At 37.4% G+C, this 22,022-nt stretch carries 19 protein-coding genes; 5 read left to right on the plus strand and 14 right to left on the minus strand.

Annotation, left to right across the window (positions count from 1 at the left end):
• From BN999_RS13475 to BN999_RS13485, 3 genes are all read left to right on the plus strand, one after another.
• Positions 1-747: a class I SAM-dependent methyltransferase gene (locus tag BN999_RS13475; protein ID WP_096272174.1), complete on the plus strand. Its 747-nt coding sequence runs from the start codon at positions 1-3 to the stop codon at positions 745-747.
• A gap of 75 nt (positions 748-822) precedes the next feature.
• Positions 823-1,281: a DinB family protein gene (locus tag BN999_RS13480; RefSeq protein WP_096272176.1), complete on the plus strand. Its 459-nt coding sequence runs from the start codon at positions 823-825 to the stop codon at positions 1,279-1,281.
• Positions 1,282-1,292: 11 nt separating this feature from the next.
• The gene (locus BN999_RS13485) at positions 1,293-2,126 is read left to right on the plus strand and encodes an alpha/beta fold hydrolase (RefSeq protein ID WP_096272178.1); all 834 of its coding nucleotides are present in this window, start codon (positions 1,293-1,295) and stop codon (positions 2,124-2,126) included.
• A 50-nt stretch (positions 2,127-2,176) separates the two neighbouring features.
• On the opposite strand, the gene BN999_RS13490 is transcribed toward BN999_RS13485, so the two are convergent.
• Positions 2,177-3,892 carry an ABC transporter ATP-binding protein gene (locus BN999_RS13490; RefSeq protein WP_096272180.1) on the minus strand — a complete coding sequence of 572 codons (1,716 nt, stop codon included), beginning with the start codon at positions 3,890-3,892 and terminating at the stop codon, positions 2,177-2,179.
• Positions 3,893-4,115: 223 nt separating this feature from the next.
• Here BN999_RS13490 and BN999_RS13495 point away from each other — a divergent pair, with 223 nt between their 5' ends.
• The gene (locus BN999_RS13495; protein WP_096272182.1) at positions 4,116-4,490 is read left to right on the plus strand and encodes a DoxX family protein; all 375 of its coding nucleotides are present in this window, start codon (positions 4,116-4,118) and stop codon (positions 4,488-4,490) included.
• Positions 4,491-4,773: 283 nt separating this feature from the next.
• Here BN999_RS13495 and BN999_RS13500 read toward each other — a convergent pair whose 3' ends face one another.
• The gene (locus tag BN999_RS13500; protein ID WP_096272184.1) at positions 4,774-5,964 is read right to left on the minus strand and encodes a S1C family serine protease; all 1,191 of its coding nucleotides are present in this window, start codon (positions 5,962-5,964) and stop codon (positions 4,774-4,776) included.
• 135 nt (positions 5,965-6,099) lie between these two features.
• Between BN999_RS13500 and BN999_RS13505 the strand changes: the two genes are divergently transcribed.
• The gene (locus BN999_RS13505; protein WP_096272185.1) at positions 6,100-7,002 is read left to right on the plus strand and encodes a nuclease-related domain-containing protein; all 903 of its coding nucleotides are present in this window, start codon (positions 6,100-6,102) and stop codon (positions 7,000-7,002) included.
• Between the two features lie 57 nt (positions 7,003-7,059).
• Here the strand turns inward: BN999_RS13505 and BN999_RS13510 are convergent, their stop codons facing one another.
• The 12 genes from BN999_RS13510 to BN999_RS13565 all read right to left on the minus strand — a co-directional run bounded on the left by BN999_RS13510 (position 7,060) and on the right by BN999_RS13565 (position 21,843).
• Positions 7,060-7,434 (minus strand): hypothetical protein, encoded by a 375-nt coding sequence (locus tag BN999_RS13510; RefSeq protein WP_096272186.1) that lies wholly within the window; start codon positions 7,432-7,434, stop codon positions 7,060-7,062.
• 112 nt (positions 7,435-7,546) lie between these two features.
• Positions 7,547-8,332, minus strand: a complete 786-nt coding sequence (locus tag BN999_RS13515) for an MBL fold metallo-hydrolase (RefSeq protein WP_096272188.1) — start codon at positions 8,330-8,332, stop codon at positions 7,547-7,549.
• Positions 8,329-9,252: a two-component system regulatory protein YycI gene (locus BN999_RS13520; protein WP_096272190.1), complete on the minus strand. Its 924-nt coding sequence runs from the start codon at positions 9,250-9,252 to the stop codon at positions 8,329-8,331. The genes BN999_RS13515 and BN999_RS13520 overlap by 4 nt, the downstream gene beginning before the upstream one ends.
• A 2-nt stretch (positions 9,253-9,254) precedes the next feature.
• Positions 9,255-10,580, minus strand: a complete 1,326-nt coding sequence (locus BN999_RS13525; protein WP_096272192.1) for a YycH family regulatory protein — start codon at positions 10,578-10,580, stop codon at positions 9,255-9,257.
• Positions 10,580-12,400 carry a cell wall metabolism sensor histidine kinase WalK gene (walK, locus tag BN999_RS13530; RefSeq protein WP_096272194.1) on the minus strand — a complete coding sequence of 607 codons (1,821 nt, stop codon included), beginning with the start codon at positions 12,398-12,400 and terminating at the stop codon, positions 10,580-10,582. The genes BN999_RS13525 and walK overlap by 1 nt, the downstream gene beginning before the upstream one ends.
• Positions 12,401-12,406: 6 nt before the next feature.
• Positions 12,407-13,111, minus strand: coding sequence for a response regulator YycF (yycF, locus tag BN999_RS13535; RefSeq protein ID WP_096272195.1), 705 nt, complete (start codon positions 13,109-13,111; stop codon positions 12,407-12,409).
• A gap of 223 nt (positions 13,112-13,334) precedes the next feature.
• Positions 13,335-14,810, minus strand: a complete 1,476-nt coding sequence (locus BN999_RS13540) for a M23 family metallopeptidase (protein ID WP_096272197.1) — start codon at positions 14,808-14,810, stop codon at positions 13,335-13,337.
• A 721-nt stretch (positions 14,811-15,531) separates the two neighbouring features.
• Positions 15,532-16,827 carry an adenylosuccinate synthase gene (locus tag BN999_RS13545; protein ID WP_096272199.1) on the minus strand — a complete coding sequence of 432 codons (1,296 nt, stop codon included), beginning with the start codon at positions 16,825-16,827 and terminating at the stop codon, positions 15,532-15,534.
• Between the two features lie 203 nt (positions 16,828-17,030).
• Entirely contained in the window at positions 17,031-18,401 is a 1,371-nt protein-coding gene (gene dnaB / locus BN999_RS13550) for a replicative DNA helicase (RefSeq protein WP_096272201.1), read from the minus strand.
• A gap of 38 nt (positions 18,402-18,439) precedes the next feature.
• Complete coding sequence (gene rplI / locus BN999_RS13555) at positions 18,440-18,886, minus strand: 50S ribosomal protein L9 (protein ID WP_096272203.1); 447 nt, start codon at positions 18,884-18,886, stop codon at positions 18,440-18,442.
• The gene (locus tag BN999_RS13560; protein ID WP_096272204.1) at positions 18,883-20,856 is read right to left on the minus strand and encodes a DHH family phosphoesterase; all 1,974 of its coding nucleotides are present in this window, start codon (positions 20,854-20,856) and stop codon (positions 18,883-18,885) included. Before BN999_RS13560 ends, rplI begins: the two co-directional genes overlap by 4 nt.
• Positions 20,857-20,904: 48 nt before the next feature.
• Positions 20,905-21,843, minus strand: a complete 939-nt coding sequence (locus tag BN999_RS13565; RefSeq protein WP_096272206.1) for a YybS family protein — start codon at positions 21,841-21,843, stop codon at positions 20,905-20,907.
• Positions 21,844-22,022 lie beyond the last annotated feature (179 nt).

Here is a 22,022-nt window from a genome sequence, read left to right on the forward strand (position 1 = left end):
ATGAAAACAAACTTAGAAGAATATGATAATCCTGATCTTTATGACTTTGAAAATGATGGATATAAGGATGACGTTTCTTTTCTATTAAAGTGGGCAGAGCAAGTAAATGGAACGATTATCGATCTCGCCTGTGGAACTGGAAGGGCGACCATACCGTTTGCTGAGAAAGGTCACCCGATGATTGGCGTCGATATTCACGCAGGGATGTTAGAGCAAGCAAAGAATAAATCTAGTAATCTTCCCGTTAAGTGGGTGCAACAAGATTGTACTTCGTTGGAACTTGGAGTTACAAGTAAACTAATTTATATGGTGGGCAACTCCTTTCAACATTTCCATACCAATCTCGAACAGGATCAACTGTTACGTGCAGTACATGATCATTTAGAAGTAAATGGTGTTTTTATTTTCAATACTAGATTTCCGAGTGGAGAAGAACTTCTGCAACCTGCTGAAGAGGAGTATTGGAGGAGTTACACCGATCCTTCATCTGGGGAAAAAGTAGATGTTTATACCATTAGTGAGTATGATGCCCTAAAGCAAATTCAACACTATACCACTATTCGAAAAGCTCAGGGTGGATCGGAAAATAGAACTGGAATTAGTTTACGATATGTTTATCCGCAAGAAATGCAGCGACTAGCCGAGGCTAATGGATTTAGCATTTTACATATGTTCCGTGATTGGCAGGAGTCGCCACTTTCAAATGACAGTTTGGAGATGATTTATGTTTTACAAAAGAAGGACTAGGATTTTACATTTCCCGGGAAATATCGACATGGATTCGTTGGTTCCTGTCGATTCAATAGGTGAGGAGAGTGAATTATGTATCATTTTTTTCAATATAACTGGCAAGTTCGAGATGAATGGTTAGACTGGTGTGAACAACTACCACCTGAAGAGCTTTTGAAAGTCCGTACAGGAGGGGTAGGAAATATCCTTCATACACTAGTACATATTATTGATGTAGAGTATAGTTGGATTTGTGCCATTCAGGGGAGAGAAGATATCGTGGTTGATTTTAATACATTTACTGACGTAGAGACAGTCCGGGAGTTATCGAATCAATATCGTAAGGAGATTAGTTATTTTCTTCTGAATGATAGAGTTAGCTCTGATAAATTAGTTAATGCGTCATGGATTGAGGGTAACTTCATGAAAGAAGAGATACTCCATCATATCATTGCTCATGAAATTCATCACATTGGTCAGCTTTCTGTCTGGGCTAGGGAATTGGATCGTAAACCCGTCTCTGCGAATGTAATCTTTAGAGGTTTGTTTTAGGGGGATTAAACATGTACATAAAGACAAGTGATGGTGTTTCCTTGTTCCTAGAAAAAGAGGGGACGGGTTTACCATGTATTTTCCTTCACGGTGGGCCAGGGTACTGGAGCAAATCGTTTCAAGAAACTACTGGTGATCTACTCGCAGAGAATCTAGAAATGATTTACTTGGATCAAAGAGGCTGTGGACGTTCTGAGATTTCTTCTCATGGTGATTATTCACTAGAACGTTTGTTGCAAGATTTAGAAGAGGTACGAAAACATTTTGGTTTTGAACAATGGAATGTCATGGGACATTCTTTCGGTGGAATTCTTGCCGTCCAATATGCGGAGCGCTTTCCTGAACGAGTTAAGGGGTTAATTTTATCCAATGTGACATTAGAAATGAAAGAGTCATTTGGGTATCAAATTAAGAAAGGCAGAGCGTTATTAGGATTAGATTCTTTTGAGATTTCCCGTGATGACATTCCTAATATCTTGAATGCATTTTATGAAACAGTGCAGTTACTTATGGAAAAGGACTTATTTCACAAGCTGCAGTTTCAGTCTCTATCCCATAAGGAAAAAATGGATAGGATAGATGCAGATATTCAGGTGAAACCTGATTTTCAACAATATGTATTTTCATCTGAAGCATATTTTCAAGACTTTAGAAAACTTACTGTTGGTGTTAGGGTGCCGGTATTAGTATTGTCTGGGAAATACGATTATGCGATAGGGCCAAAACATCACGAAAGCTTCCACTTTTCCAATGCTGTTTATAAGGTATTGGACAGTGGACATCATCCATACTTGGAAAATCCTATCCTATTTAATAATATAATAGTTGAATTTTTGGCGTCATAAACAAAAAAGAAGATTTGCTCGTCTTAAGAGTCAAATCTTCTTTTTATAGGCTATTGCATCTGGACTTTATGGAGATTGGCGAAGATACCATTTCTTCTTAGTAGTTCTTCATGGCTTCCTTCTTCTTCAATTCCCTTTTTCGTCACCACCATAATTCGATCCGCATTACGAATGGTCGCAAGTCGGTGAGCAATGATGATTGTTGTCCGGTCTTTCGCTAACTCATTTAAAGCTTGTTGAATAATCATTTCTGTTTCTGTATCAAGCGCTGAAGTTGCTTCATCTAGAATTAAGATTGGTGGATTCTTTAAGAACATCCTTGCGATTGCAATTCGTTGCTTTTGACCACCGGAAAGCTTAAGTCCTCTTTCCCCAACTTGCGTTTCATAGCCATCTGGTAATTCATTAATAAATTCTTCCATATGTGCTCTTCTTGCCGCTTCACGAATTTCCTCTTCTGTAGCATCTAATTTTCCATAAGCGATGTTTTCACGAAGGGTTCCAGTGAATAGGAAAACATCCTGTTGAACAATACCAATATGCTCGCGTAAGGATCGCTTCGTCATATCCCGAATATCAATACCATCAATTGTAATTTGCCCACTGTCTACATCATAGAAACGTGGAATCAAGGAAGATATCGTAGTTTTTCCAGCCCCCGATGGTCCAACAAAAGCAACTGTTTCTCCAGCATTAATATTAAAGCTCATGGCTTTGACGACTGGACCTTGTGTTTTCTCGTAACCAAACGTTACTTTATGGAAGGAAACAAATCCTTGTAAGTCTTTTACAGTTTGAGCATTTTTTCTGTCTTGTACATCTGGCACGGTATCCAGAATTTCAGTAAATCGCTTAAACCCAGCCATTCCTTTTGGATACATTTCAAGTAGTGCACTAATTTTGTTAATTGGATTAAAAAGAACATTTGTAAATAGAATAAAACTCACAAGTTCTCCATAAGTCATTCGATCATTAAAGGTCAACCAAGCACCATAGACTAAAACGATCAGGACGATTAGACGCATCATCATATAAATATTGGAATGAACAAACGCCATCACCTTATAAGCACTAATTTTTGCTTTTCTAAAGTTATAGTTATCCCTTGTGAAACGTTTCATTTCGTAATCTTCATTCGTAAAGGACTGGACCACTCGGACACCCGATACGGCATCTTCCACTCGTCCATTCACTTCTGCGATTTCTTCATACATGGATTTCCATGCTTTATTCATTTTGATATTACTATACGTAATAAGGAAAATGAGGATCGGCACGATAATTAGAATTATCACTGATAGATGGAAATTGATATTGAACATTAATGCAAATGCACCCACAAATGTCATGAAAGCAATAAACATATCCTCTGGTCCATGATGGGCGAATTCCCCAATATCAAATAAGTCATTAGTGATTCGACTCATAATATGGCCAGTTTTGGTATTATCAAAAAATCGAAAAGACTGTCTTTGTGTATGCTGAAACAGGTCCTGACGCATGTCTGTCTCAATATTTACCCCTAATTTATGACCCCAGTATGTCACGACATATTGCATAAAGGTACTTAGTAAATACACAGCTAAAAGTAAAACACTGGCAAGTACAATCAAGCTCCAGTTCTGATCTGGCAGTAATTCGTCGATAAACTCCTGTACCGCAATCGGAAAAGCTAATTCTAGGAATGCTACAAAAACAGCACAGGTAAAATCAATGATAAAAAGCCTTTTATGAGGCTTATAGTATGAGAAAAAACGTCTTAACATGTATTGCACTTCCTTCTGTCTTCAATAACGCCTTATCATAAGCGTTTCTCAAAATGATCTCTTTTTATACTATACATTTTTGTTTTGAAGAAAGGAAATATTACGTTTATTTTTCAAGGTTTGGACAAATATTTCTTGAAAGCTTGTCAAGATTGTCCTCAATCCTGCATACATATTAGGGAACAGAACTAGATGGCAGGAGGAGATTATCATTAGGCTGAACATGAATATGGCAACTTGGCTTTGCTATGCTGTTGGATATGTGTTTATTGCATCGGGTATAGTGAAGTTACTATTAACCGATTCAATGGGTTTCCGTTCACACTTTCATGAACTTGGGGTGCCATTTGCAGAGTCCACGCTTTTTCTGGTAGCAATTGTGGAAGTTGGATGTGGTGCTCTAATAGCTGCGGGAATGTATGTTAAAAAAGCCACCATCCCATTACTCGTCATTATGGCAGGTGCCCTATACTTTTCCAAACTACCAATCCTCATTACACAAGGATTCTTTGTCTTTGCTTTCCAAGCACGTCTTGATATTGTTGTTATCATTCTTTTACTTTTATTATTTAAACATGTACCTGGAAAGAAGTTTTAGATGATTTTCAGATATTAACAGATTATCAACTAGTTTTTATCTAGTTATCCACATTTTTATCCACATATGCACAAATGTTCGTAGCTATTTTGTGTTTTCGATTTATTTCGACACAAAATATAGATGGCGACTAAATTTATATACACAAATTGTGAATAACTTTTCGCAAATGGGGATAATTTGTGGGTCTTTATACATTCCTACTAATTTCTTATCAGTGAATAAAAAAACTGCACGCTATCGGAGGTTAGACATCAACCTCCCTTTCGTACAGTTTTTCCTTTTATCGTTGAACGCCCAACACTATAGTTGTCGTTCTTCTTTCACCATCTCGATAGTACGTAATTTCTACTTCATCCCCAATATCTTTTTCCTGATACAAGATTTTTCTCAAATCAATCATATTCATAATTTGCTTATCATCTAAATGGGTAATGACATCCAATCGGTCAAGTCCTGCCTTATCTGCAGGAGATAACGGCTCTACACTCCAGACGTATACGCCACCCTCAATATCCTTAGGTAAATTCAAGGTTTCATCCCACTCCAGACGTGGAACTTCTTCTAATGAGTAAATTTCCACCCCTATATATGGACGCTTGACCTCCCCAGTTTTTTCTAACTCATCTATAATGGGCCAAGCGGAATCAACTGGAATGGAGAAACCAATCCCTTCAACCGCTTCCTGATTAATTTTCATCGAATTAATACCAATCAGTTGTGCATCCATATTGATCAATGCACCACCACTATTCCCTGGGTTAATCGCAGCATCGGTCTGGATAACCTCAGCCTGCCAATCCGCCCTTCCATCCAAATTGAAATCCTGCGGTATTGTTCGCTGCGTCCCACTAATAATCCCTTGTGTTACCGAGCCAGAAAACATATGGCCCAGCGGATTGCCAATAGCAATGACCGGCTCCCCAACCTTGAGATTTTCAGAACTCCCCAACTCAATCGTACGGTCGATAGCACCACCATCCACTCTTAGAACCGCTAGATCAGAAAATAAATCAGTACCAAGGAGCCGTGCTTCAAGCACCGTATCATCACTTAGCAATACTTCAATTTCATCTGCTCCTTCAATAACATGATGATTCGTAACAATATATGCATAACGATTATCCTTTTTATAAATAACGCCAGATCCAGTCCCTGCTTCACTTTCCTGCTGCTGCTCTAAAAAATCGGCACGATGCACAATATTCGTAATCCCAACTACAGTCGGCGTAACAACCTCCACTACTTCTGTTATTCGAGTCGATACATCCAGCGACACTACCTCTTGTGTATTGATATCATTAGAATTATTCCTGGCCGATCTCGTTTTCGCCTGTTCACTCATTTCTAAAAATCTCGGAACAGCAATCGATACAAGTAAAGCACCAATCACAATCCCCAACACTAATGGAACCCAACTATTCCCTTTCTTTCGATGAGGATTCGGTGGGTAATTTTGATTATAATAGCCCATATGTAAATCTCCTTTTTATTATGTAGGATTATTATGTTCCTTTTCAATTGGATTAAACATTTTTGCAATGGCTATCAATATATAATAGAGTGATAGTATAATTATAAAAATTTAGGAAAGGAAGGAAGTTTGTTAATGGAATACAAGAAAAGAGAGAAACCAACAGAGTTAGAAGTGTTAGAAGTCTTGGATGCTCGAATGCAGTTATCCGAAAAGGACAAGCAACATCTTTATAAATTGAAAAAGGGGTATGAAGGTGAACTGGCATTTGATGAATTAACTAGGAACTTACGTTGTGATTGTTTAGCGTTAAATGACTTATTACTCCAAGTCGGCAGCACCACCTTCCAAATCGACACCCTCCTCATCGCCGATATGCTATACCTTTTCGAAGTTAAAAATCACGAAGGAGACTTCTATTTTGAAAACGACCGAATATTAACTAAGACAAATTACGAAATCACAAACCCCATGAACCAGATAAGCCGCTCCGAATCCCTACTAAGACAACTACTCCAAACCCTCAGTGTTACCACACAAATTAACTCCTCAGTCGTATTCATCAATCCAGCCTTCACCCTTTACCAGGCCCCACTCGATAAACCATTCATCCTCCCAACTCAAGTCAACCGCCACATGAAACAACTCAATTCACTCAACTCCCGCATCACGAAAAAACATAAAGCATTTGCTGATAAGTTGGTTTCTATGCATTTGACCGAGTCACCTTTTAAGAGATTGCCGGATTATAGTTATGGGGAGTTGCGGAAGGGTGTGGTTTGTCGGGGTTGTGGGTCGTGGAATATGATTAATAAATGGACCAATTGTATCTGTATGCATTGTAATAAAGTAGTTGATTTTGAAGAAACCGTATTACGTAGCATACAAGAATTCAAGCTGCTTTTCCCTAATAGAAAATTAACGACAAAAGAAATTTACGATTGGTGTGGAGGTATAGCTTCCCTGAGAACATTTTCAAGAGTACTTGAGAAGAATTTTAATAAGCTCGGAAATAGAAGGTGGACATATTTTGAGTAAGTGGCAGGGGTAAGATATGCTATAAGATATCACTATTAAGCATTATATTAGAATCTATTAGACAGAGTTGTGGGGTTTTCCATTCACTCTGTCTTTTAGATCTAATCTATTAGACAGAGTTTCGCTCTTTTCATTAACTTTGTCCTTTAGAACCGTTCTATTAGACAAACTTGCACTCTTTTCATTAACTTTGTCCTTTAGAACCATTCTATTAGACAAACCTGCACCCTTTTCATTAACTTTGGCTTTTAGAACCATTCTATTAGACAAACTTACACTCTTTTCATTAACTTTGGCTTTTAGAACTGTTCTATTAGACAAACCTGCACCCTTTTCATTAACTTTGGCTTTTAGAACTGCTCCTATAAGACAGAATCTTGCCTTACGCACTAATTCTGTCTTATAGAACCTCGCATATAGGCAAACATGCACCTAATCCACCACAATTGTTTCCGAAAAGCCAGCCACCCCAAAACCCCAACAAAAAAAGAGCGACCCCAGTCGCTCCCCTAAATCCTCAATTCCAAAGTCCTGCACACTATCCCTACCCAACCTCATACATCCCGGTTGGCATTAGTGGGTCGGTGTCATGTAGCTCCACTTCAATCCCGCGCTCTCGTAGGATGTTGTCTACGGACATGCGTGCTAGGTCTTTCATGTTATTATCTTTACTTAAGTGTGCGAGATATATTCGCTTGGTGTTGTTATCAATTACATCGGTTAGAGCCAAACCACAATCTTCGTTGGAGACGTGGCCGGAGTCTCCTAGGATGCGGCGTTTGACGCTCCAGGGGTATCTTCCCATGCGGAGCATGCCAACGTCGTGGTTGGATTCGAAGACATAGGCATCTGCGCCTTCGATTGTTTTCTTAATTCGCTCGGATACATAGCCTAGGTCGGTTACTAAGGCAACTTTCTTTCCGCCATGTCGGAACACGTAAAACATTGGTTCTGCTGCATCATGGGAGACTCCAAAGGATTCTACGTCAATATCACCAAATGTCTTTACTTCTTCCATGTTAAAAACAAACTTCTGGTCTAGTGATAGTTTTCCAATGGATCCTTCCATGGCATTCCATGTTTTTTGGTTTGCATAGATTGGTAGATTATATTTACGAGCAATGATACCAAGTCCCTTGATATGGTCGCTATGCTCGTGGGTTACTAGTATTCCGGATAAATCCGCTGGGGAAACCTGGACCTCATCAAATAGCTTGTCCATTTGTTTACCGCTTAGTCCAGCATCTACCAGTAGTTTCTCTTTATTCGATTCAATATAGAAAGCATTTCCCGTACTCCCGGATGCTAAGACACTAAAACGTAACGTCATGCTGATTCACTCCGATTAATCTTTTGCTTGCTAGTTAGAATATCTAGCATACCTCTTTTAAATTCCTCTTTGCCCTTGAGTAAACTTAGATTCTCTATACTTGATTCTATCACTTCTTCCACAAACTTTTCGTTTAGTGGAACAACGTATTGCTGGATAGCATTAACAAATCTAGGACGACTATCTTTAATGGATATCTTCCAAGTTGGAGCTAGTACTTGCCCACCACTATCTAATGGATATGTGGTATAATAGCCAACTTCCACTTCTGTGACTTCATTATTTGGATATAATAAGTTACTATTTATCAGCTTCATGATGGCATCATGTGGCTTAATTAAGCTTTTTTTATCGCTTCCTGCTTCTGGGGCACCAAGAAAGGATTGTGTATAAGCGACTATTTCATTTTTGTCATTTAGATAAACAAACAGGACACCATTTTGATTATAGTAAATGGGTCTGTCATTCTTTGTTTGGAAAAATATTAAAATGTTTCGATCTTTATCCCAGTTTTCAAAAGCATACTCATTCCCTAAGTATACCTTAGAAGCTACTAGTTGTTCTATATCATTATCGGTAGCATTTTCTGGAATTGCTTCCGATTTTTTCACTAAGGAGAGGATGGAACTATTATTGATTACTTCAATTTCTTGGTCTTCTTTTGATTTGATGACCTTTAGTTCGTCCTCGTTAAATGTTTTTTGCTTCATGGTGATTAATTCTTCATCCGGTAACGGCTCTGGTAATTCATCGGGTACCGTAATATTTTCTGATTCAAGTGTCTGCTCCACTTGCTGCTGTTGGTCACCAGTATACCCATATTCCTCGTTTTCTTTCTGTTCTAGGACGATCGATAATAAGTATATATCAAGAAGTAAGAAGCAGAGGATAAATAATGTTTTTATTTGACCCCATTGCATCCTCAGCTCACTCCTTTTCTATGTTCTTCATCCATTACAATTGGTTCCCACTGTCCATTGATTTTAACATACCAATCAGGAGTTAAGGATAATCTGATAAACTCCTCTGTTTCTATACTATACCCTAACCGAAAACCTACTTGTATATCTTCAATCTCACTAATCTTATAATTGGAACTTTCTTTTATATACGAAATGATGTCCTTACCTGGGTCCAATGTATACGGTTCTGGAACCGTATTTATAATTTTAAATAGTGGTTGCCTGTGTTCTTCCAGCTCTTTATTTACCCATTTTTGTTCAATGATTGATAAGCCCTCATGGTTAAATACGGGATATCCTCGGTAATACATTTGATAACGGATGTTCATTGTATTAATACTTTCCAAATTATAATCCTGTACCCATCCTTTATAGCCATTTATTGTGGCGATACTTTGATCCAGTAATTCTATGAAGGTGATTGGATTATAACTCAATGTTTCCTGTGGATGGATAAATGTCATATTAAGCCTATCTTCGAATACTTGCATTAACCTAACACTATCTTGATACCAAATTTCCATATCATCTGATACATTGGAGTGTACCTCTAGTGGGTCTTGAAATAATGCATTCTTTAGAATTTCTGGATCCAGCTTAGACATCGAGCCTTTGTAACCTATTGCCTGGATGGGATTAACAGGAAGATATATAGGAAACTCCTTTTCTTCCAGCATGACATACTTCTCTAACCCCTCTAATGTGGTCAAATAATTTAATAGTTGGTCATGTTTCTGTGCATTATTGACATCTGCACTTATTTGGGTCTTTCCATCTGTTGATAAGAAATTAAAAGTAAGGCTATGGTCCGACTTAAACGTAATATACAATCTCTGAAAGGAAAAATTTTCAGCTAGATTATATACCTGTTCACTATTATTAACCGTAAATAAATTCGGAATGATGTTCATTGGTAATTCATCTGGGTATATAATCTCTACTTGTCTGTTTACATTGGGACGTCCATTTGCATCACTGATACGGAAATTATAAAGAACCCAAGAAGTCATATCCTCATACAGATTCTGCCTATTAACTGCATTTGAAAACCCATAGTAATTATTATCTTGTTCAAAAATAAGTTGCGTAGGTTGTACTAATGATTTTTTTGTTTCCTCTGTTCCACCTAGATTAATCTGTTCCTCATTTAGTAGTTCCTCTTTTTCATCTAATATGGACTTTTCGTCGTCTTCTTTTGGTTGGTAGCTCCACAAGCTAAAAGACAGTATTAAACTAATGCCTACTAAAATTGCTAATGTATATGATTTAATAACCTCTAGTTTCATTAGTTAATCCTCCGCTTCTTGCCCATTAGCGGGAGAGTGAATAATATCGTGGTGCCTTTACCCTCAGAACTTTTTGCCCAAATCTTTCCGTGGTGTGCTTCAACTAATTCTTTGGATATCGCTAGTCCTAATCCTGTTCCCCCTAATTTTCTATTACGTGCTTTATCGACACGATAGAAACGTTCAAAGATCTTTTCCAACTTGTCATAAGCAATGCCCATACCTTGGTCTGTTACCGAAACAAGGATTTGATATCTTTGTTTTACAACACGACAGATTATTTTACCACCCTCTGGAGAGTATTTAATCGCATTGGAAATAATATTATCTACGACCTGCATAAGCCTATCCCTATCAATATAAACATAAAGCTTATCATTTGGTAATTCTCTTACGATTTCAATATGTTCCGGAATGTTCATCTCGAATCGATCAATAATATGGTGGAACAAATCAATAAATTCTAAGCGTTCCTTTTGTAGTTGGTGTTCCTTATTATCTATTTTAGAAAGCTGTAGTAAGTCATTAACCATTCGAATCATGCGTTCTGTTTCATTTTGAGTTACTTCCAGGAACCTTGGTGCAATAGCTTCATTCTTCCATTCTCCATCCAGTAAAGCCTCAATATAGCTTTTCATGGTTGTTAACGGAGTCCTAAGTTCATGTGAAACATTGGAAACAAACTCACGGCGCTCTTGCTCAATTTTCTCTTGTTCTGTAACATCACTGATCACAGTAATGAAGCCCGTAATCTCATCATCATCATCTGTAACCGTTGAAAAGTTTGAACGAATGAGGAAGATTTCATCGTCATCACTAAAATCGATAATCATCGATCCACTCTCTTGTAGTTCAGACAAATCTACCACTTTTTCATCTAGCTTTAATACATCAATAATAAGTTCTCCAATACCTTCCTCTGGATCTATTCCAAGAAGAATCCCTGCTGCTTCATTCATTAGGGTCACCGCACCAGTCTCATCGGTCGCAATAACTCCATCAGACATATTGGCTAGTACGGAATTTAATTTCCTTGTTTCTTCTTCTGTTTTTGCATTGGAATGTTTTAACTGGTCATTCAAGTCATTAAAGGCAATGGCTAATTGGCCAATTTCATCCGTACCATAGACATTTACCTTTTGTGTAAAGTCTCCCTTACCCATAATTTGGGCTTGCCTACGCATTTCCATAATTGGTTTTGTTATGGCACGTGCAACCAATATTCCTAAAATAGCCGACACTAATATCGCGAGTAAAGAACCATTAAAAAATATCTGATTAATATCGGCTAATTGTTTATAAATTTCTTGAAAAGGTGCTTCCACATATATAACACCGACTACATTTTCTTCATCATCTATGATTGGCGTAGCCTGTCTATAAATAGGTTTATTATTGACACTTCTTTCATCAGAATTCTCGATCCCTGTAACCAGCACTTTTTGTACTATATCGAATGTAACCTTTTTCCCAACTGTATCTTGATCATTAAAATTATTTACAGCTTGCACTCGAAACTGATTATCCACTACCCAAACATTCCAGGTACTGTTCGTATCGATATCCCGGACAATTGCCTGTAAGTCTTGCTGAAGCGTCGTCTCTGAGTCCTCTGTCCGCTCTTGATTAAAGGCACTCTCCAAATAATGACTTAACACATCAACTCTTCCATTAATCGAGCTTTTAAAGTTACTGGTTAACTCCTTTTCAAGAGAGGTCGTGAAATAAGATCCAATAATTTGAATCGCAACTAATAATAATAAAATATAAATTAAGATAAATTTTAATTGAACTGAGCGGAAAAAACCGACTTTATGCATAAAAACCTACTCCTGATCAGGATTACGTAAATAGTAACCAACACCACGACGGGTTACGATCCATGTTGGATTACTAGGATTCTCCTCTATTTTTTCACGAAGTCTTCTCACGGTCACATCTACTGTTCGAACATCACCGAAATAGTCATATCCCCATACGGTTTCTAATAAATGTTCTCTTGTCATGACTTGGCCAATATGACGTGCTAAATAATGTAGTAATTCAAACTCACGATGGGTTAATTCAATTTCCTTGCCATCTCTTGACACCGTATAAGCATCTGGATGAATCGTTAGAGACCCAATTGAAATATCCTTGTTTTCTTTTCCTGGCTCTTCTGGTACATGTTGTTGTCTTCTCAAATTTGCTTTAACCCGGGCAATTAATTCACGGTTGCTAAAGGGTTTAGTAACATAATCATCTGCACCTAATTCAAGACCAAGTACCTTATCAATTTCTGAATCCTTTGCGGTTAACATAATAATTGGCATTGTTTTTGTTTTGCGGATTTCTCGGCATACTTCATTACCATCTTTATTCGGTAACATGATGTCTAATAAGATAAGATCCGGATTTTCTGATTCGGCTAATTTAATTGCTTCATCTCCATCATTTGCTACCACTACTTCATAGCCTTCTTTTTCTAAGTTAAATTTCAATATATCTGCAATTGGTTGTTCATCATCTACAACTAAAATCTTCTGTGCCATTCTAACACTTCCTTTTTGGTTAATTATTTATATATATTCATTTATACGTATTGATTAATTGTATTTTCTCTATTTTAACTTACTTTTATTGAAATGTCTTGTCACTTAAGGCTTATATAGAGAAAGCCGGTTCATGTAGACATTGTAGTAGAATTGCTCCAGCCTTATCAAAAAAGCTGGCTCATAATATATATCATGAGTCAGCTTTCTATGCTTTATTTAATTAGTTTAAATAATTCAATGGGTTTTGTAATGCACCATTCTTATATACTTCAAAGTGAAGGTGGACACCAGTGGAATTACCAGTCGATCCCATAATACCAATTTGTTGGCCTCTTTGAACCGTTTGTCCGACACTTACATTGATTGATGATAGATGTGCGTAGATTGTTTTCATTCCATTATTATGGTTGATTTCAATCTTGTTACCAAATCCGCCTGAATAACCTGCAGAAACTACGGTTCCATTATCCGCTGCTAAGATAGAGCGATTAGATGGTCTAGCAATGTCAATACCCTTATGGTATGAACCCCAGCGATATCCAACATTACTTGAGATATAACCTCCAACAGTTGGCCAAGCTAGGTTTCCAGTTCCTCGTGATGGGACAACTTTTGTACCCTTAACAATAACCTTGTTTACAGGTTCTTTCGTAACTTCTTCTTCTAACACATCACGCTTCACAACATTGCCGTTACGAATTTCAATTGCATATTGAACAACTTTCTTACCGTCAGAACCTTGCTCTCTTACTTTTTCGTCGCCTTTGAATAATTCATCCGACTCGACTACTTCTGTTTGGTGAGCAATTGTTTCTTCCTTCTTTTCTTGCTTTAGAACAACAACATCAACGAATGGCTTCAACTCCGTTACGTTTAACTCTTGTCCAATTTGAATTAAAGAATCTTCCTTGATTGAAGGGTTTAACTTAAGTAACGTTTCTAGGGATAAATCATATTTTGAAGCAATTGCTCCTAATACTTCCCCTTCTTGAATCGTATGTTTTTCCTCTTTAAGCGTACCCTTTTCTAATAGTTCAAGTCCATCCTTAACAGATAAAACTTCATTCGGTGTAACTTTTTTTGAAGAATATGAAACTTCTTCTGATAGAATTACGTCTAATATAGTAGATTCACCAACTGCAAGGTCTGTTGGTTCTACAGGAGCATCAGAGATTTGGGGACCTTCTGACTCCTTTTCAGCAGCCTTTGCAGATTCTATTAATTCTAATGTTTCGTCATCTACATATTTCAGCTTGTAATCTTCTACTACCTTCAACGCGTCAAGTTCGTCTTCGAAATAACCTACAACATCTTCACCTATTTTTAATTCTACCGCTTGGGCCTTTACCGTAAGAGTCTCTTCTAAGTAATCTGCAATCGATGAATTATTATATGTTGGATTAAATACTAACTCGGAGATGAGTTTGACATTTTCGCCAATTGCTAGGTCGATATCCTCATAAGTTTCTTCTGCTTGTTGAAGTTTGTTTTGAGTAATCTGGTTAACAATCTCCTGATCACTAATCTGTCCGATATGCTTTCCGTCTACATATACGTGATGTACTGTTTCTAATTGATTTGAGTCTTCTGCAAAGACTATTCCGGTTGCTAACACCGTTACGAGGCCAGTTGCAATGATGGATCTTTTAAGCAGACTTCTCTTTTGCTTTTGCTCGTCACCTTTTCCAAAGAACACCAGTTTTCCCCCTATTACTTCATTTTTATATATTAAATCGTGTGATATTTTATATAGATTAAAAGACCTATTTATTTACTCTACTAATCTATCACACTTTAATAGGGGAAGGAACAATATCCGTGCTTTTGTAATGAAAATGTATAATATGTAACAAAGTTTTGTAAAAAAGCAGTAATTTTACCTAAAATTTTGTAAAATTCTTGGCGTTTTCACCATTTTTATACATTTATTTTACAAACATGTAACAAGCTGTAATATTTCGTAAAAAGAGAAGTTGATAGAACTGCGCGGCTACGACTGTCATTAATGGGCGTAGTGGTAACATACCGCTCCGGCAGAATACTCCGCTTTTTACGGGAACGGCCTCAGCCTCCTCGCGGAAAGTTCACCGCTGCAGGGTCTTCGGACACGTGCTATTCCCGTAGGAGTCTCCGTATTCTGCCTGCGCTAGGTAAGCTTTCTAATTTAAGGTAGTAAATGACTTTTGTATAATTTTGAGTGCTTTTAATTTATTTCACTGAACACTAGCGTAGGAAATACACGGAGACTCCTGCGGGAGGATAGGCATCGGTGAGACCCCGCAGTGCGATAGCACGAGGAGGCTCACCAGCCGCCCGCGGAAAGCGGAGTGTATTTCCGTAGCGGGTATGTTGCTCTATCCAAAATGCTTATTTTACCGCACAGTCACTAATATACTATGCAATACATTACACACTCTCTAACTCAACTCCCCATAAACATCACGAACTACATTAGTCTGAGTCCGATCAGGTCCTACGGAAAAGATTGTTAACGGTATCTGAGTTAGTTCTGTGATTTTTTCCAGATAGCGTCGTGCATTGATTGGTAGTTCATCTAGGCTTTTTACTCCTGTTATATCCTCACTCCAACCGGGCATTTCTTCATAAATGGGTTCACAGTCTGCCAGTATGCTTAAACTTGCTGGGAACTCTTCCATTACTTTTCCTTTGTATTGATAGGCAACACAGATCTTTAAGGTTTCAATACCAGTTAACACATCTATTGAATTTAATGATAAGTCGGTTATACCACTTACTCTTCTTGCATGTCTTACTACAACACTGTCAAACCAACCTACTCGACGGGGCCTACCTGTTGTTGTACCGTACTCACGGCCGACCTCTCTTATTTGATTACCGATCTCATTGTTAAGCTCTGTTGGAAATGGTCCATCCCCAACACGGGTGGTATATGCCTTGGATACTCCGACAACATGTTTAATTTTAGTTGGGCCGACACCTGACCCTATTGTTACACCACCTGCAGTTGGATTAGAAGATGTAACAAAAGGATAGGTTCCTTGGTCAATGTCTAGCATGACACCTTGGGCTCCCTCGAATAACACCCGTTTTCCTCCATCAAGAGAATCATTTAAGATAACCGATGTATCACAAACATACTTTGCGATTCTTTGTCCATACTCATAGTATTCCTCAAAAATCTCTTCTATATGGAGAGGTTCTACTTCATATAGCTTTTCAAAGATACGGTTCTTTTCCATTAAGTTTTGTTCTAACTTTATACGGAAACTCTCTTTATCAAGGAGGTCCGCTATGCGTATACCAGTCCTTGCTGCTTTATCCATATAGGCTGGACCAATACCTTTTCTAGTTGTACCAATTTTATCTTCGCCTTTTGCTTCTTCTTGTAAATGATCTAACCTAATATGGTAGGGCAAAATAACATGTGCTCGATTACTTATTCTTAAATTGTCAGTAGAAACATGATGCTCATGTAAATAGGATATCTCATCTAGGAATGCCTTAGGATCAATAACCATACCATTTCCTAATACACATAACTTATCTTTAAAGAAGATTCCGGATGGTATTAAATGGAGTTTATATGTTATCCCATCAAATTTAATGGTGTGACCCGCATTATTACCACCTTGATATCTAGCCACAACTTCTGCATGTTGTGATAAATAGTCTGTAATTTTCCCTTTTCCTTCATCTCCCCATTGGGTTCCAACAACAACTACTGACGACATGATGCACCTCCGTTTAGTTCACTATAATGTTTGGATTTTATTACCTTACTTCATTATTTTACCAATATATTGTTTCGTACACAATAATTAACGCGAACAATATGCATATTTAAGTTATAATTGTTCGTGTTTTAGGAAAAAATATATTGTAAACCAAGTTGGAAGTCTATGTAAATAAAAAAAACAGCCTTTCTAAAAGGCTGTTATGCAAGGATTGGTTCTGGTGGAATATCACTAGCTTGATAGCGATGATCCAAGTCAACGAACTTGTTATATTCTTTTACGAATGCTAGTTCAACTGTACCAACAGGACCGTTACGTTGTTTAGCAAGAATGATTTCAATAATATTTTGTTTCTCTGATTCCTTATCATAGTAATCATCACGGTATAGGAAGCCTACGATATCGGCATCCTGCTCAATACTTCCTGATTCACGAAGGTCAGACATCATTGGACGTTTGTCCTGACGTTGTTCTACACCACGGGAAAGCTGTGATAATGCGATTAAAGGAACATTTAACTCACGAGCTAGTCCTTTTAAGGAACGAGAAATCTCAGAAACCTCTTGTTGACGGTTTTCGCCTGGTTTACCACTACCAGCAATTAGCTGTAGGTAATCGATTAAGATCATGCCAAGGCCATGTTCCTGTTTTAAACGGCGACATTTAGAACGAATTTCACTTACACGAATACCAGGTGTATCATCAATGTAGATTCCTGCATTAGATAAGCTACCCATTGCCATGGTCAGTTTACTCCAGTCGTCTGCCTCAAGCTTACCGTTACGAAGACGGGTTGCATCGATATTTCCTTCTGCACAAAGAATACGTTGAACTAATTGGTCTGCACCCATCTCCAAACTAAAGATGGCTACATTTTCATCTGTTTTGGTTGCTACATTTTGTGCAATATTTAAGGCAAACGCGGTTTTACCAACCGATGGACGTGCAGCAATGATAATTAAATCATTTCGTTGGAATCCAGATGTCATCTTATCTAATTCACGATAACCAGTTGGTACACCCGTAACATCACCATTACTACGATGAAGGGTTTCAATCTTGTCATAAACTTCAATTAAGACATCTTTAATGACTTTGAAACTTCCCGTATTCTTTCTTCCAGAAACATCTAAGATGCTCTTTTCCGCTTCGTTTAAAACATCTTCTACCTCATCTTCTCGTTGAAAGGTAGTGGTAACAATATCGGTTGCCGTACGAATTAAACGGCGAAGGATTGCTTTTTCTTCCACTATTTTTGCATAGTATTCTATATTCGCTGCAGTCGGTACACTTTCTGCTAACTGTGTTAGATAAGAAACACCGCCTGCTTCTTCTAATTGTTGAGCATTGGAAAGAGCGGTTGTAACGGTAACTAAGTCAATCGGTTCTCCCTTATCTCCAAGTCTCAACATGGTTTCAAAGATTCGTTGGTGACTTGCACGATAAAAGTCTCCAGGCATTAGTAGTTCAGATGCTGTTGAAAATGCCTCTGGTTCAAGAAAGATGGCACCGATAACGGCTTGTTCCGCTTCAATATTATGTGGTGGAGTTCTGTCATTCCATTCACTCATGATTAGTTTCCCCCTTTAACCTTGAGACGCATGATATCTTATTGTTCAACAACATGTACTTTAACCGTCCCTGTCACTTCAGGATGAAGTTTAATCGGAACATTGGTGAAGCCTAAAGCACGAATTGGTTGATCTAATTCTAATTTACGTTTATCGGTTTTAATACCATGATCTTTATTTAATGCATCCGCGATTTGTTTACTAGTAATAGAGCCGAATAGTCTACCACCATCACCGGATTTAGCTTTTATGGTTACTTCTAGACTTTCAATCTTTTTCTTGAGTTGTTCTGCATTCTCTTTTTCTTGTTGTTCTAATTGCTTTGATTTACGTTTTTGCGCTTCTAAAGCTTTTATATTACCAGAAGTTGCTTCTTCTGCAAGGTTATTTTTCAGTAAATAGTTTCTTGCATAACCATCAGAAACATTTTTAACTTCACCTTTTTTACCTTTACCCTTCACATCTTGTAAAAATATTACTCTCATTCAGAATCGCTCCCCTCATAATATTCATCTAATATATCTTTTAATTGAGCTTCTACTTCTTCAACTGTTGTATCTTCTAATTGTGTGGCTGCGTTTGTTAAATGTCCGCCACCATTCATTTTTTCCATAATGATTTGAACATTTATTTCCCCTAATGAACGAGCACTAATCCCAATCTTACCGTCTTTACGTTCCGCTATAACAAATGATGCGGATATCCCTGTCATCGTTAATAAGGTATCTGCTGTTTGGGCTATTAATACTGGCCCATACGCATCACCATGATCAGCTCTAACAATGGCAATGGAGCCTCGATAGATTTTTGCCCGCTCAATCAGTTTACTGCGCTTCACGTATAATTCCAAGTCCTCTTTTAAAAATTGTTGAACAAGTACTGTGTCTGCACCTTTTGCACGTAAGTAAGACGCTGCATCAAATGTTCTTGAGCCCGTTCTTAACGTGAAACTCTTGGTATCTACAATAATTCCGGAAAGTAATGCGGTTGCTTCAAGCATTTTTAACTTTTCACCTTTTGGTTGATACTCTAAAAGTTCGGTTACCAACTCAGCAGTTGAGGATGCGTATGGTTCCATATAAACCAATGTCGTATTTTCAATAAACTCTTCCGCACGTCGATGGTGGTCAATTACAACTTTATACTCTGATTTACTTAATAGACGCTTACTAACTACCATGGAAGGTTTATGTGTATCAACAACAACAATTAAGCTGCGACTAGTAACTAAGTCTTCTGCAGCATCAGGATCAATAAAGTGCTGCCACAGATTAGGTTCCGCCTTGATAGCTTCGACTAATCGGTACACCCCTGTACTCACATCATCCGGGTCAAATACAATATAACCATCCACTCCATTTGTTCGAGCAATGTTTAATATTCCTATAGCTGAACCAATAGAATCCATATCTGGTGCCTGATGTCCCATGATAATGACACGATCACTAGCCTTAACTAGATCCCGTAATGCATGTGAGATAACTCTAGCCCTAACTCGCGTACGCTTTTCCATTGGATTTGATTTTCCACCGTAAAATCTTACCTTACCACTATCATCTTTAATGGCAACTTGGTCACCACCACGTCCAAGTGCTAAGTCAAGGCTTGATTGTGCCAATTGACCTAATTCCGGCAAGGTTGCATTTCCTACTCCTACTCCAATACTCAATGTAATAGGTATATCTAGTTCGGAGTTTAACTCATGCATGTCATCTAAAATATCAAACTTAGTCTTTTCTAAACGATCTAAGATTTCCTTCGTTCCAACTGCTAAGAAACGATCCTGTGATGTTCGTTTTAAATATAATCCAAAAGAATGTGACCACTGATTTAAAAAGGACGTCACTTCCGAATTCAGCTGACTTTTTGTCGTATCTTCCATGTTCTGTGAAATTTCATCATAGTTATCAAGGAAAATGAAGAATAATACTGATTGTTCATTATGATATAACGACTCAAGCTCGGCTTGTTCCGTACGATCGAATAAATAAATTAATCGCTCTTCTCGCTTCACAATCGTTTGAAATTCAAAATCACCAAGTTGAATACGTGCATCCTCTTGATTTTCTCTAATGATAGGAATTAGATCTTCTGAAATTAAATTCAGTGATTCTCCTACAATGCTATCTTCTTCTGTAAATTGATGCATATAGTGGTTTGTCCATTCCACGGTATACTCATCACTAAATAAAATAATTCCAATAGGCATCTCTAATAAAGCTTCTTCTCCAACCTTTTTAACCCGATATGATAAGGTGGAGATATATTTATTTGTTTCATCGGATATCTTTCTTTCCACACGAATAGAATAGTAAAATGACAATACCAAAAATACGGTCATTATACTCCCTAATATCCATTCGTAGTACCATATAAACCCAAGCAAAATAACAGATACGGCATAAATGAGCCATAGATGATTACTTAGCTTCGGTCGTTTCTTAACATCTGACATTATTTTCAGCTCCTATTAATGAGCAACTCGTTTTCATTCAAGCTATTACTATTTTACCATACGTTTTCTTAAGCCAAACCCTAAATCTATTATACCTAAGATTCGGACCAGCGGTAGAAATAATGGTGCAAAAAGAACCGCCAATACAATAGTAATAATTGGTATTGCCTTCGAAAGGTTTTTATAGTGTGAATAATAGAATATGAACGAAAACCCTTGTAATATCATCAGGAAACCTGTTAGCATCATGATGTTTTGTAATGCAATGAAAAATGTCCCATTCGGATCTGTTTGGAGTAATGTTCCTATAATGGCCAATAAATGAATCCAAATGATCGATGTTGGGAATTGTAGATTTCTAAACTTTGGAAAACGTAATTCCTTACGTTCGATTCGATTTAGTAATTTATAACCTACCCATTGATTAACCAGGGCAAGTGTGACAGAAGAGAATACAATGAATACAGGAATTAATTGTTTGTAAAGATTAATTTGTTGCTCTAATAAATTAAATTGGTCTTCCGTCAATTCTCTCATTCCGAGAGAGCCAATCATATCCTTACTCATTTCCATCGATTCATTAACAATCAAATTAAATTCTTCTATTATATTAATTCGAAGAACTAAGAAAGCAAACACAAAGATGATTACAATTCCAGCTGCGAATCCAATAGTCCCTCTAGCCCATGTTTCGTATGGTGAACGTTCACGATAGATTGCCGTACCAATCATAATACCACCAAATCCCGCTAAAATTGGTAATGGTAATGACATGATTGTTGCAAAAAGTATAGTTAATACTATAACAACAAAAAGCATGATTAAAGATGGTTTCCAATCATACTTTGCCGCAAAAATAACAAATGGAACTGCTAGTAAAAAAGTAGTGAAAAATGATAGTACTGGAACAAACACGGTAATGAGTAACAGTACAATAAAAATACTTGAGAGTAGCGCTCCATCTGTCAGTTGTTTCGATTTATTCATCCAGTATGCACCTCATATTTTATTAGAAAGTTTATTGTAATATGATAACATGAATAAAAACCTATATGGTATTAGAATGAGTACTTTAATAGTGATTGATACAAATGAGGGGCAAATACTAGAAGTTTCAAGAAGATAAGTTACGTTATTGTTCAAGCTTTAATTGACAACTTCCATTA

Origin of the sequence: Paucisalibacillus globulus, assembly GCF_900184735.1 — a bacterium.
Taxonomy (GTDB): Bacteria; Bacillota; Bacilli; order Bacillales; family Amphibacillaceae; genus Ornithinibacillus; species Ornithinibacillus globulus_B.

Coding starts and splice junctions, on each gene's coding strand:
- BN999_RS13475 (WP_096272174.1), top strand. CDS start 1: ATGAAAACAAACTTAGAAGAATATGATAATCCTGATCTTTATGACTTT.
- BN999_RS13480 (WP_096272176.1), top strand. CDS start 823: ATGTATCATTTTTTTCAATATAACTGGCAAGTTCGAGATGAATGGTTA.
- BN999_RS13485 (WP_096272178.1), top strand. CDS start 1,293: ATGTACATAAAGACAAGTGATGGTGTTTCCTTGTTCCTAGAAAAAGAG.
- BN999_RS13490 (WP_096272180.1), bottom strand. CDS start 3,892: ATGTTAAGACGTTTTTTCTCATACTATAAGCCTCATAAAAGGCTTTTT.
- BN999_RS13495 (WP_096272182.1), top strand. CDS start 4,116: ATGAATATGGCAACTTGGCTTTGCTATGCTGTTGGATATGTGTTTATT.
- BN999_RS13500 (WP_096272184.1), bottom strand. CDS start 5,964: ATGGGCTATTATAATCAAAATTACCCACCGAATCCTCATCGAAAGAAA.
- BN999_RS13505 (WP_096272185.1), top strand. CDS start 6,100: ATGGAATACAAGAAAAGAGAGAAACCAACAGAGTTAGAAGTGTTAGAA.
- BN999_RS13515 (WP_096272188.1), bottom strand. CDS start 8,332: ATGACGTTACGTTTTAGTGTCTTAGCATCCGGGAGTACGGGAAATGCT.
- BN999_RS13520 (WP_096272190.1), bottom strand. CDS start 9,252: ATGCAATGGGGTCAAATAAAAACATTATTTATCCTCTGCTTCTTACTT.
- BN999_RS13525 (WP_096272192.1), bottom strand. CDS start 10,580: ATGAAACTAGAGGTTATTAAATCATATACATTAGCAATTTTAGTAGGC.
- walK (WP_096272194.1), bottom strand. CDS start 12,400: ATGCATAAAGTCGGTTTTTTCCGCTCAGTTCAATTAAAATTTATCTTA.
- yycF (WP_096272195.1), bottom strand. CDS start 13,111: ATGGCACAGAAGATTTTAGTTGTAGATGATGAACAACCAATTGCAGAT.
- BN999_RS13545 (WP_096272199.1), bottom strand. CDS start 16,827: ATGTCGTCAGTAGTTGTTGTTGGAACCCAATGGGGAGATGAAGGAAAA.
- dnaB (WP_096272201.1), bottom strand. CDS start 18,401: ATGAGTGAATGGAATGACAGAACTCCACCACATAATATTGAAGCGGAA.
- rplI (WP_096272203.1), bottom strand. CDS start 18,886: ATGAGAGTAATATTTTTACAAGATGTGAAGGGTAAAGGTAAAAAAGGT.
- BN999_RS13560 (WP_096272204.1), bottom strand. CDS start 20,856: ATGTCAGATGTTAAGAAACGACCGAAGCTAAGTAATCATCTATGGCTC.
- BN999_RS13565 (WP_096272206.1), bottom strand. CDS start 21,843: ATGAATAAATCGAAACAACTGACAGATGGAGCGCTACTCTCAAGTATT.